Annotated in this window: 10 protein-coding genes; 9 read left to right on the top strand and 1 reads right to left on the bottom strand. The window is 41.0% G+C overall.

Annotation, left to right across the window (positions count from 1 at the left end):
- Positions 1-2 precede the first annotated feature (2 nt).
- The 9 genes from CBM15_RS10340 to CBM15_RS10300 all read left to right on the top strand — a co-directional run bounded on the left by CBM15_RS10340 (position 3) and on the right by CBM15_RS10300 (position 12616).
- Positions 3-980, top strand: a complete 978-nt coding sequence (locus tag CBM15_RS10340) for an N-acetylglucosamine kinase (RefSeq protein WP_087617433.1) — start codon at positions 3-5, stop codon at positions 978-980.
- On the top strand, positions 977-1882 hold the full coding sequence (gene murQ, locus CBM15_RS10335; RefSeq protein ID WP_087617432.1) for an N-acetylmuramic acid 6-phosphate etherase: 906 nt from the start codon (positions 977-979) through the stop codon (positions 1880-1882). The genes CBM15_RS10340 and murQ overlap by 4 nt, the downstream gene beginning before the upstream one ends.
- Before the next feature lie 163 nt (positions 1883-2045).
- Entirely contained in the window at positions 2046-3188 is a 1143-nt protein-coding gene (locus tag CBM15_RS10330; RefSeq protein ID WP_087617431.1) for an acyl-CoA dehydrogenase family protein, read from the top strand.
- A gap of 22 nt (positions 3189-3210) precedes the next feature.
- Entirely contained in the window at positions 3211-4392 is a 1182-nt protein-coding gene (locus tag CBM15_RS10325) for an acetyl-CoA C-acetyltransferase (RefSeq protein ID WP_087617430.1), read from the top strand.
- 531 nt (positions 4393-4923) lie between these two features.
- Entirely contained in the window at positions 4924-6156 is a 1233-nt protein-coding gene (locus CBM15_RS10320) for a DEAD/DEAH box helicase (RefSeq protein WP_087617429.1), read from the top strand.
- 3 nt (positions 6157-6159) lie between these two features.
- On the top strand, positions 6160-7389 hold the full coding sequence (locus tag CBM15_RS10315) for an aminopeptidase (protein WP_087617428.1): 1230 nt from the start codon (positions 6160-6162) through the stop codon (positions 7387-7389).
- 21 nt (positions 7390-7410) lie between these two features.
- Positions 7411-8277 (top strand): SGNH/GDSL hydrolase family protein, encoded by an 867-nt coding sequence (locus CBM15_RS10310; protein WP_087617427.1) that lies wholly within the window; start codon positions 7411-7413, stop codon positions 8275-8277.
- 119 nt (positions 8278-8396) lie between these two features.
- The gene (locus CBM15_RS10305) at positions 8397-9560 is read left to right on the top strand and encodes an exonuclease SbcCD subunit D (protein WP_087617426.1); all 1164 of its coding nucleotides are present in this window, start codon (positions 8397-8399) and stop codon (positions 9558-9560) included.
- Positions 9561-9562: 2 nt separating this feature from the next.
- The gene (locus CBM15_RS10300; RefSeq protein ID WP_087617425.1) at positions 9563-12616 is read left to right on the top strand and encodes an AAA family ATPase; all 3054 of its coding nucleotides are present in this window, start codon (positions 9563-9565) and stop codon (positions 12614-12616) included.
- Between the two features lie 55 nt (positions 12617-12671).
- Here the strand turns inward: CBM15_RS10300 and CBM15_RS19535 are convergent, their stop codons facing one another.
- Complete coding sequence (locus CBM15_RS19535; protein ID WP_008405671.1) at positions 12672-12800, bottom strand: hypothetical protein; 129 nt, start codon at positions 12798-12800, stop codon at positions 12672-12674.
- Between the last annotated feature and the right edge of the window lie 35 nt (positions 12801-12835).

Below are 12835 nucleotides of genomic sequence, written 5' to 3'. Positions count from 1 at the left end.
AAATGGCAGGGAAACTATGGATTGGTATAGATGGTGGCGGTACGAAAACAACCGCTGTAATCGGTGATGAAAACGGACATTTACTTGCAGTTGCCAAGGGAAGTTCCGGCAATTTAACAGCGATTTCAATAGAGCAGTTGTACACACTTATAAATAATTTGATCGACCAGTTGTTCATACAGACAGGTGTGACATTATCGGACGTTGAAACAGTATTTGCTGCAATGGCAGGTGCAGATCGACAAGCTGAGCAGCAGAAAATATATGATGCATTTAAGCAATCACCCGTTCTGGAAAAACTTAGAGTGCAGAGTGATATCCATGCCGCATTAGCAGCGGGAACATGGGGCAGAGAAGGTACTTTACTTATTGCTGGAACCGGAGCAATTATATTCGGTTATGAGCAGCAAAAAACATTTCGTGTCGGCGGCTGGGGTTATTTATTAGGTGACGAAGGAAGCGGCTATCACTTAGGGAAGCTGGCCATTCGTTCTGTTTTAAAGGCGCATGACAACAAAATGCCTTTGAAGCTATTTCAGGAAAAGATATTGTCCCATTTTAATGTACTGTCACCTGATCAGCTCATTACAAAAGTTTACGGCAGCACGAACTCCGTGGCCGCTATTTCTTCTGTGGGCAGGATTGTGCTAGACGCTTTTGAGGAAGATCTAATAGCAAAATCCATCGTTAGCACAGTTCAAGAAGCATTATTAGAACTTATTGAAAGTGCCTATTCACGAATTGATCGGACAAAGCCGGTAGTTTTACATGGCGGATTATTTTCGAATAAGCCATTTTATGAACGGTTTACCGTACGTTTTTCATCGCGATTTCCTGATTTGATTGCTTTGAAGCCACCAATTTCGGGGACAGTTGGAGCTTACTTATTAGCATTACATGAAAGTGAAATCGAAGTAAGTGATCCAGTTAAACAAACGATTCAACAAACATGGCTTCTATTGGAAGGTGAGATAACATGAATTACGATCAATTAACAACTGAAAAGCGGAATGACGAAACATTGAATTTGGATGTAATGCCTATCTCGGACATACTGCAAATAATGAATAAAGAAGATATGCAGGTTGTGAAAAGTGTCGAACAAGTTTTGCCTATTATTGAGAAAGTAATTAAAAGAGTGGTTGAAAATATAAGTAACGGTGGACGCCTTTTTTATATCGGAGCGGGGACTAGTGGTCGTTTAGGTATGCTTGATGCATCAGAATGTCCCCCTACTTTTATGACCGATCCGGAACTTGTGCAAACGGTCATGGCAGGCGGAAAGGAAGCCTTTTTCCAGGCAGTGGAAAATGCTGAAGACCGTTTGGAAGACGGAATAAACAAATTAAAGAAAAAAAACATAACACCGTTCGATTCCGTTATCGGTATTACAGCGAGCGGTACAACGCCATTTGTAATGGGGGCTTTACAATATGCGCAATCTGTCGGGGCTTTTACGGTAAGTTTGACGAGCAATATTAACTCCGAAGTAAGTCGCTATGCGGAAGAAGCGATTGAAATCGTCGTAGGTCCCGAAATATTAACAGGTTCAACAAGGTTAAAAGCGGCTACATCACATAAAATGATTTTAAATATGATCAGTACGGCTTCGATGGTGCAGCTAGGCAAAGTGTATGAAAACTTAATGGTCGATGTACATGCCAGCAATAAAAAATTAATAGAGCGGGCTAAAAGAATTGTCATCGCTGCTACGGATTGTGAATATGTGGAAGCGGAACAAATACTTGAAAAAACAAAATTTGCTGTTAAACCTGCAATTGTCATGCTAAAAACAAATCAGAATTATGATCGGGTAATCCATGCGTTAGAACAAGTAGATGGCCATACGAGAAAAGCGATTTTACTATTAAACAATAGTTAATATCGAGAGTTGTCATGAATAATTCTGGCAACTCTTTTTTCGTTTTTTTTGCACGAATTTCTGTATAGTGCAATAATATTTCTTATAAAACCATTGTTTCCATTTTTTGTGCCTGTTAATATTGAAGTGTACTAATATTCAGAAAAAACAAAGGGGCGGGGAAATGGGCATTTATACAGAAGAGCATGAGATGTTTAGAAAAGCTTTACGAAAAATGCTGGATAAAGAGGCATATCCATATTTCGAGCAATGGGAAAAAGATCGCGATATTCCACGGGATTTTTGGCTGAAGCTCGGGGAGAATGGCTTTTTATGTCCAATGGTCAGTGAAGAGTATGGGGGGCTTGCGCTCGATTTTGGCTATTCTGCTATATTAACGGAGGAACTAGAGCGTGTTGGTGCAGGGTTAGCAAGTGGGATATCGCTTCATTCCGATATTGTGACACCTTATATTGAAGCATATGGGACAGCTGCACAAAAGGAAAAATGGCTACCTAAGAGCGTTACAGGAGAGTATATTTCGGCTATTGCTATGACGGAACCCGGTGCAGGATCTGACCTTGCAGGCATTCAAACGACAGCGAAAAAAGATGGGGATTTTTATATTTTAAACGGAGAAAAAACCTTTATTACGAATGGGATTCATGCAGATTATGTGGTTGTCGTATGTAAAACAGACCCGCAGGCAAGTCCGGCATATAAAGGAGTTAGTCTGTTAATTGTGGAAAGCGCTACACCTGGTTTTAAGCGCGGAAAAAAACTAGATAAGATCGGCATGCATAGCGCAGATACCGGGGAGCTGATTTTTGAGGATGTTCGTGTACCAGCAGAAAACCTTTTAGGGGAAGAAAACCGCGGCTTCTATTATTTAATGGAAAAACTGCAGCAGGAACGACTGATTGTCGCACTGGAAACACAAATCGAGGCCGAATGCTGTTTAAAACTGACGGTTGACTATGTAAAAGAACGTAAAGCATTCGGCAGCCGCATTGCCGATTTCCAAAATACTCAATTCAAGTTAGCTGAAATGGCAACTGAAATTGACCTTGGCCGTACATATGTCGATAGTTTGATTGCCAAACATATTGCAGGACAAGATATCGTAAAGGAAGTATCGATGGCCAAATGGTGGATCAGTGAAATGGCAAAGCGTGTTGTAGCAGATTGTCTGCAGCTGCATGGTGGCTACGGTTATATGGAGGAATACGAAATTGCAAGACGATATCGTGATATTCCGGTAGCGGCGATTTACGCGGGTACTACCGAAATCATGAAGGGGATTATCGCAAAGCAAATTATTAAATAGTACTGACAAAGGGGATAGAATAATGAAAAACGTATATATCGTAGACGGGGCACGTACAGCATTTACAGCTTTTGGAGGTTCTTTAGCAACAACAGATGCAGTACAGCTTGGCACAAAAACAGCAGTGGAAGCGTTAAAGCGTGCAAACGTACAGCCTGAGCAAGTCGACCATGTCATTTATGGGGGTGTAATTACAACTGGTGCAAACTCAGCATATTTAGCCCGTCATATTGGACTTTATGCTGGCGTGCCAAAGGAAGTGCCGGCATTAACATTAAATCGTCTATGCGGATCCGGTATGCAATCGGTCGTATCGGCGGCACAGATGATTCAGCTAGGTGAAGGGGAAGTTGTACTCGCTGGGGGAGCAGAAAATATGTCCCAGTCGCCATATTCAAATTTCGAACAACGCTTCAGCGGTTCCAAACTTGGCAACCTGCAGTTTACAGATATGCTTCAAGCGACATTAACTGACCAGTATACGGGCTCAGGAATGGGGTTGACGGCAGAGAAACTTGCTGAACAATATACGATTTCCCGCGAGGAGCAAGATGCCTTTGCACTTCTATCAAACGAACGTGCCGCAAAAGCACGCGAGAACGGTACGTTTGCAAAAGAAATCGTGCCTGTTGTAGTAGCTACAAGAAAAGGCGAGATTTTAATAGATCAAGATGAACATATTAAAGAAGGCGGCACACTGGAAAGCTTGGCAAAATTACGTCCTGCATTTAAAAAGGACGGCTCTGTTACAGCTGCCAATGCTTCCGGCATTAACGACGGGGCAGCATCTGTCGTTGTCGCAAGCGAAGATTTTGTAAAGGGACAAGGGTTAAAGCCGTTAGCCCGCATTGTATCATGGGGAATAGCAGGCGTTGATCCGACGATTATGGGAATCGGCCCGGCTCCGGCAATTCGTCAAGCATTGGAGCGTGCAAATTTAACAATTGGAGACATGGATTTAGTTGAAATAAATGAAGCTTTTGCAGCTCAATATATTGCAGTGGAAAAGGAACTTGGTCTGGACCGTGAGAAAACGAATGTAAACGGTGGTGCAATCGCACTTGGTCATCCGGTTGGTGCAAGTGGAACAAGAATCATCTTATCCGCTGCATACGAACTGCAACGACGCAGCGGGAAGTATGCGGTTGCCAGTCTCTGTATCGGGGGCGGACAAGGAATTGCTCTAATTATCGAGAGAGTGTAGAAACTAGGCATGCTGGAAAGAGATTTCTGGCATGCTTTTTTGTTGTAGGGACTAGTAGGCGTTTTATTAGAACAATGGCGAGTGATATTAGAAGAAATGAGGGGGATATTAGAAAAAATGGTGACGTTATTAGAATTTTGGACGATGTTGAAGTTAAAGGGCGATCTTTATAATCAAGAACTTCTGTAAAAGGCATCCGGTTTGATTTTTATTAGAACAATGCTGCGGGATATTAGAAAATGTCCGGGCGATATTAGATAACCGCAAGATGATATTAGAACAAAGTGAACCTAAATTAGAACAATGACCGGTTATATTAGAAAATCGCCATTTTATTAGAACAATTTCAAATATATTAGATGATTTCCGCATTTATTAGAAACCTTCCAAGCTATCTCAATCCACGTTTGAAAAGTTTGACACATCGCCTCCTTATTTCGTTTTAAAACAGTAACTGACATCCCGCCAAATTTCCGCATTAATAACGGAATATGGTACACTAAAGCCAACGAATAAAAGGTGGTAAACAATATGTCAGCAATTAGCTTATTAAACGAAACACTTCAAAATAAATGGACGTTTGAAACAACAATGAAAATACAAGAGGAAATGATTCCTGCGATGGTTGAAGGGAAAGATATCGTAGCGGAATCACCGACAGGTTCAGGGAAAACACTAGCCTACACATTACCGATTTTAAATAAAGTAGACGGTAACAAGAAACAAACTCAGGCATTAATCGTTGCACCTTCACAAGAGCTTGCGATGCAGATTGTTGAAGTAATCCGTGACTGGACAGCAGGGACAGACATCACTGTGCAGCAACTAATTGGCGGAGCGAATTCGGCACGCCAAATCGAAAAATTAAAGAAAAAGCCAACGATTGTAGTCGGGACACCAGGACGTCTAAATGAATTGGCACGCCAAGGTAAATTAAAACTTAAAGAAATCGAGACGATTGTTTTGGATGAATGCGATCAGCTGCTTAGCCGTGAGTACCGTGTTGTCGTAAAATCATTTATCGAAAATGCTGCATTCGGCCGTCAAGTCGTTGTTGTATCGGCTACGATTACAGAAGAGATCAAGCTTGTAGCGGAACGATTAATGTTTGAACCGATCAGCATCGAAATAAAGCCGGAAGATATGGTGAAGTTCGGTAAAGTTGTGCACTCTTTTGTAAAAGTAGAAGAGCGGGACAAAACAGATATGCTTCGTCGTTTAGCTAATATTGAAGGATTGCGCGGATTGGCATTTGTTAATAACATCGACCAAGTACTAATGAAACAGAACAAGCTGGAATACCGTGATGCACCGATTGTAGCACTTCACTCGGACATGAAAAAAGATGAGCGTAAAAAAGCGTTGGATGCGTTCCGAAAAGGAGAAGCGCGCATTTTAATTGCGACAGATATTGCAGCACGAGGTTTAGATATTTCAGGTTTAACACATGTTATTCATGTTGATGTACCTCGTACAATCGAGCAGTATACACACCGTTCAGGACGTACTGGGCGTGCCGGTGCAGACGGAGAAGTATTGACATTACTATCTTACAAGGACGAAAAGACATTCAAAAAATGGTTGCGTGATCTTTCCTTAAAAGGTGTTCAAAAAGTTTGGACACAAGGACAACTTGTCGAGGGAAATGCTAAGACAGTAACTTCAAAAGCGGCACCCGCAGCAAACAAAGCATCAGAGAAAAAGCCGTATCAACCAAAGTCCAATAAAAAAGGCATGACTTTCAGTAAGAAAAAGGAGAAATAATTCATGACATTCCAAGAGAAGTTAGAGCAATTTGCAGATTTAGCCGTTCGAATCGGAGTAAATATTCAAAAAGGACAATATTTATTAATTAACACATCTACGGATACGCTGGACTTTACACGTATTGTCGTTAAAAAAGCATATGAAGCAGGCGCAAGCCGTGTTCATGTTAACTTAACTGATGCCAGCTTTGAACGCGCTTATTATGAGAATGTTACGGTGGAAGAGACAGCTAATTTCCCGAAATGGGTTGTCGCACAACGTGAAGAATTGATTGAACGTAAAGGTGCACTTCTTTGGATCGATGCGGAAAATCCTGATTTACTGACAGGTATTGATTCAGAAAAGATCGGAGCACAGCAAAAAGCAGCAGGTACGGCATTAGTTAATTATCGTAAAGCTGTTATGAATGATGATATCGCCTGGTCAATTATTGCTGTTCCTTCGCCGAAATGGGCGGCAAAAGTATTCCCTGATTTACCGGAACAGGAGCAGGTTCCTGCACTATGGGATGCTATTTTCAAAACAGTACGTATTGGTGAAGGGGATGCAGTAGCAAACTGGCAAACTCATATTGAAAACTTACACGAACGTGCAGATCAGCTGAACAAGAAAAAGTATGCGAAGCTTCACTACACGGCTCCTGGTACAGACTTGACGATTGAACTTCCGGAAAAACATTTGTGGAAAAGCGGAAGCAGCGAGGCACCTGATGGCACGACATTCATCGCGAATATGCCGACAGAAGAAGTATTCACGCTGCCTGCAAAATATGGTGTAAACGGCTATGTATCCAATACGAAGCCGCTTGTTTATAAAGGGAATATTATTGATGATTTTAAGCTGACATTTGAAAAAGGTAAGATCGTTAATGTTGAGGCAAAAGTCGGTCAGGACTTATTAAAGCAGTTAGTTGCTTCTGATGAAGGGTCTTCATATTTGGGAGAGGTTGCATTAGTACCGCATGAGTCACCTATTTCTTCGTGTAATATTTTATATTACAACACATTATTCGATGAAAATGCCTCTAACCATTTAGCGATCGGAGAAGCATATCCGACGTGCTATGAAGGTGGCAAGGAACTTGAAAAGGGCCAACTGGAAGCACTGGGCATTAATACGTCGATAACCCATGAGGATTTCATGATCGGCAGTGCGGAAATGGATATTGACGGAATTTTGGCAGATGGCACAACAGAACCGATTTTCAGAAAAGGTAATTGGGCAATCTAACATTAGAAGTGGGGTGAATAAATGCGAAAAATAATAGGGATTCTTATTTTTTGTATTGTCCTGTTTCCAACGGGAGCATTAGCCAATGAACGAGAAGTTTATATTGCACTTGGCGACTCTTTGGCAGCAGGGCAAACACCTTACAGTCAAATTGATGCAGGATATACGGATTACATTGCTTTGCAGCTAGAGCGACATGGCAAGCTCGCACATTTTTCAAAAGAGCTTACTTTCCCGGGATACCGTGTTGGAAATGTAATTGAAACAGTTCAGTCCGAAAAGGCAGCACCATTACTAAGTGAAGCAACATTGATCACACTGTCAGCCGGAGCGAATAATTTACTGCCGCTCATTACACATAACCCTCAACAGGGAACACTCGCTTTTAGTCAGCTTAACGCCAATTTCGCTTTAAATGAAGTACGGAATCAAATGAGAGAGCTGCTTTCGTTAATTAACGAAAAGGCCCCGAAAGCGACCGTATATGTACTTGGCTATTATTTCCCTTATGTAAGTGTTCATAAAGAACAGGCAGATGGAGCAGTAGAAGCGGTGCAGCTTTTAAATACGATAATAAAGCAGGAAACAGAAGCGGCAGGCCATATATTTGTAGATGTTTATGAAACATTTAACCAGCAGCGTTCAACATATTTGCCGAATGTGGCGGATGTGCATCCAAACCAGCTCGGGTACCGTATTATGGCTAATGAAATGCTGAAAAGTTATAGCGGTAATGAGGCACTTATATTGCCAATCGATGCAATGCCAGCACCAAATCCGAAAACATTTGAAGAAATGCTGAGGATCCAACAAAATAAGTTAGCAGTAGAAGACGTACCATTTATAGCACTGCATAATCTTGATCGACCAATCCCGATCTTAGTATAAAAAGCATTCCGACAATATTTATTGGAGGAGACCACATCGTACGAACGAATATTCGTACGATGTGGTTTTTTTATTTTTCCTCATGTACACTTATAGTTATAAGATAGGAGGCGGTATTCATGAAAATTTTTCATACAGCAGATTGGCATTTAGGAAAAATAGTACAAGGTGTATCGATGACAAGAGACCAGCAATTTGTTCTTGAACAGTTTATCGAAGAAATCAGAAAAGAAAAGCCGGATGTCATCATTATTGCCGGAGATTTGTACGATCGTTCTGTACCACCGACAGATGCAATCCAACTATTAAATAAAACATTGAAAGAAATTTTAGTCGATGAGAAAACACCGATTTTAGCAATTGCTGGAAATCATGATAGCGCTACACGTTTAAATTTTGGCAGTGAATTTATGAAGGCGAGCGGGTTACATATTGTTGGTCATTTAGAACAGAATATCGATCCGGTCATAATGCACGATGAATACGGAGAAGTTCACTTTTATTTAGTTCCATTTGCAGAGCCTTCAATTGTACGGGCAGTATTTGACGATCAATCCGTTACAACTCATGAAGCGGCGATGGCGAAAATCATTGAACAGATTAAACAGACAATGGACTGTACGAAACGTAATATCATTATCGGCCATGCTTTCATTACAAAAGACGGGATGCCGGAACCGAATACGAGTGACTCTGAACGCAAGTTGACGATTGGCGGGACGGAGTGTATCAGTTCAGCGTTGTTTGAACCGTTCTGTTATACAGCGTTAGGCCATTTACACCAGGCCCACTTTGTCGCAAACGAGAAAATCCAATATGCAGGATCACCACTTAAGTATTCAGAATCTGAAGTGACACATAAAAAGGGATTTTTGATTGTTGATTTAAATGAAGACGGGGCAGTGGCGATTGAAAAAAGAATGCTTGCACCAGTACGGGATATGCGTGTCGTGACGGGAATGCTTGAGGATATATTGCAGCATAAAGTAAACGACGATTATGTATTTGTAAAATTACAGGATGAACATTATGTAAAAGGTGCTGCCGAACTTGTCCGCACAGTTTATCCCAATGCTTTGCATATTGAACGAACGGTTGTGTATGAACAACTTGAACAGCATGCGACAACAATGAACCGTGTTCAGATGGATGATTCGGAACTGTTTGAGCTATTTTATACGGAGATAACAGGCAAGCCTTTAAGTGATGAAATAAAAGAGATTTATACAGATGTTTTAGAGCAGCTAATCGAAAATGAACGTGAAAAACAGGAGGTGCTGTAACGATGAAGCCAATAAAATTATCGATGACAGCATTTGGACCATATCATCAAAAAGAAGTCATTGATTTTACTAAACTCCATGAACATGGAATTTTTGTCGTTTCCGGTGCAACGGGCGCGGGAAAAACGACTATTTTTGATGCGATTACGTTTGCGCTTTATGATTCTGGAAGTGGAGAGGATCGGGAAAAGTCGCTGTTTTTGCGCAGTGATTTTGCGGATGAAACAGTTGATACGGAAGTCGAACTAGAATTTGAAGTACGCGGTCGCCTTTACCGTATTTGGCGGAAATTTGGTCATGACGGGGCAAGTGCAAAGCGCGAGTTTTTTGAAATTACGGATGGGGTCATTGTGCCCGCTGTAGAGAAGTTTCAAGTGAAGCTCATTCAGTCGAAAGTTGAAGAACTGATCGGCTTAACACAGTCCCAGTTCAATCAAATCGTCATGCTGCCGCAAGGGGAATTTCAAAAGCTCCTCACTTCGGAATCAAAGCATAAAGAAGAGATTTTCCGGAAAATTTTCAAAACGGAACGCTTTACGAAGATGGTGGAACTGCTGAAAGAGAAAAAGAATATTGCTGAAAAGCATTATGAACAAGCAAGGATGCAGCAGGACAATACGATTCATGATATTCGGTCCCGGCTTCCGCACAGAGAATCGGAACTGTTTACAGCACTGAACAATGATGTCATTAATCTGTATCAAGTAAAAACGGCATTGGAAACAGAACAGCAATTTTATGAAGAGCAATGTGCTGCATTAAAAGGGGAATATGCTACCTCGAAAATGCATTTACAAACGTTAGTTAAATCATTAAATGAGCAAAGGCTGTTAAATGAGCGAATTGAAAAGTTTTTAATCAGGAAAACCCGGCTCGATGAATTGCTGCAGCAAAAGGATAAAATACAAGCAGAACAACAGAAACTTGTACTTGCAAAAAAGGCTAATCAAATAGAACCTTTAGAACGTGAATATGAGAAGGTAAAACGGCAGCTTGAACATGCGGAAGTTTCCTTACAGAAAGCAAAGGCTGACTATGAACGTGCACAGGCACAACTTCTGCAGGTGACAAATCACTATCAGGAGCAAAAGCAGCATGAGCCACTGTTGGATGAATATACGAAATCAATTTCACAGCTTGAACAGCTTGTCCCGATCTATCAATCGATTAATGCGCAGCGGGAAAAGGTGGAAAAGCTTACAGAAAACCAGAAGAACGCAAAGCAATTATTTGATAAGCTCCAAAAGGAAGCAGCTTCTTTAAAAGAAAAACATCAACAGCAGCAGGCTATTATAAATGAGTTGGAAGATGCGACAGTGACGTACCATGAAACGTATGAAGCACATGCTGCATTAACACGGAAAATTGAAATGGCAAAAGAAGTGGCTGCAATACAAATGAATATAGAAACTTTAGTGAAACAGCTTGCTGATAAGAAACAAATTGCCGATGGAGCGCAACAGAAGCTGCAAAATATGGAGCAGCAAATACGCAGCAATCAGGCAGCGTTTCTAGCGGCTTCATTACATCATGGGGAAGCATGTCCTGTATGTGGGAGCAGGGAGCATCCAGCCATTCATAATAGCGAAGCGTTTACCATTGATGAAAATGCACTGGAACATCTTCGTCAAGAAGGCGACCGTGCTATGCAAAGTTTTTACAAGGTCAATTCGAAATTGGATGTAGAAAAGGCAGCATTGGAACAGAAAAGAAGTGCTCTAGAGTTACTGAACGTTGAGCTTTCACAACTACATCATTATGAACAGCAATTGGCCGAACTGACTGAGCAATTGACAAAGCAAAAGCAGCAGCAGGCACAGCTCATCACTGAAAAGAAAACGATGGCACAGCTTATTGAAAGTAAAGAAGTGCTGCAAGGCCGTATTGAAAAAGGGCAGCAATATGTAGTCGATATTGATAAACAATATGCACAAGAAAAAGGGAAGCTTGAGCAAAGTGAGCAGTCATTATTGCCTCAGTTTTCCACATTGGATGAAGTAACACAAGAATTGGCAAGCCAGCAGCAAAAACACCGCCATTTAAAAAGTGCAATTCAAAGTGCACTGGAGGCAATGCAAAAAATCCAATTAGATGAGAAATCTTGTGAAGTGAACCATCTACATGCACAAAACCTTGTAACAGAAAAACAGCAGGAGACTATTTTAGCGCAAAAAGCGTTTGATACAGCATTGCAGCAAGAAAGTTTTGACTTGGAAACATATAAGAATGCGTTACTGCCATTAAATGTTCAGCAGCAAATTCAGGATGAAGTTGAAGCTTACAAGCAAAATGTTCATACATTATCTGTTCAAATTGCCGAGGAAGAACCTTTGCTTGAAGGAAAAGAACGGGCTGATTTAACGGCAAGTGAGCAACAGATTCATGAGCTGAATGAGCAAATCGAGGCACAGTATTCTAAAATTACATTAACCCAGTCCTATGTGGAACAATGTGAGGAAACCCTCGAAAAACTTGACCAATCCGCACAGCAGATCGAAAGCTATAAAGCGAAACTGGTGCAGGTGGAGCATGTTTATAATTTAATCCGCGGACAAAACGATTCGAAAATTTCATTTGAGCGATTTGTGCAAATTGGTTATTTGGAAAAAGTAACCCATGCGGCAAATGAACGTTTACGTGTCCTGTCAAATGGTCAATACTTCCTGAAATCTACAGGTCGTAAAGAAGGAAATGCACAAAGCGGGCTCAGTATCGATGTATATGACAGCCATACAGGACAAACGCGGGATGTAAAAACATTGTCCGGCGGTGAAAAATTCAATGCCTCACTTTCATTAGCATTAGGAATGGCCGATGTTATTCAAAGTGTTCAAGGAAGTGTGCATATCGATACGATGTTTATCGATGAAGGCTTCGGTACATTGGATGAGGAGGCGTTAAGACGGGCAATCGATATTTTGATCGATCTTCAGCAAACAGGCCGCTTAATCGGCGTCATCTCCCATGTGGCCGAATTAAAAGCAGCAATGCCTGCCATTTTACAAGTCCAAAAGTTAAAAGAAGGCTACAGTAAAACGGAAATTATTATTAAATAAAGACAACAAAAAACACATTTCACACTAGTTTTAGTGAGAAATGTGTTTTTCTGTATTAACGTTTTGGCGTTCGTCGTGTAGTTGCTGGTTGGGGTGCAGATTTTTTATCCATCATTTTTTTAATGATCGGGTACACGATCGGTCCATATTTAATTGCGGTTTTAATGAGTTTATTTAATTTCATGATACACACTCCTTAACGAATACATTTCGTATAAA

This window comes from Solibacillus kalamii (assembly GCF_002174535.1).
Classification (GTDB): domain Bacteria; phylum Bacillota; class Bacilli; order Bacillales_A; family Planococcaceae; genus Solibacillus; species Solibacillus silvestris.
Note: the sequence above shows the minus strand (reverse complement) of the source record. Positions and strands in the feature narration are given on the sequence as shown.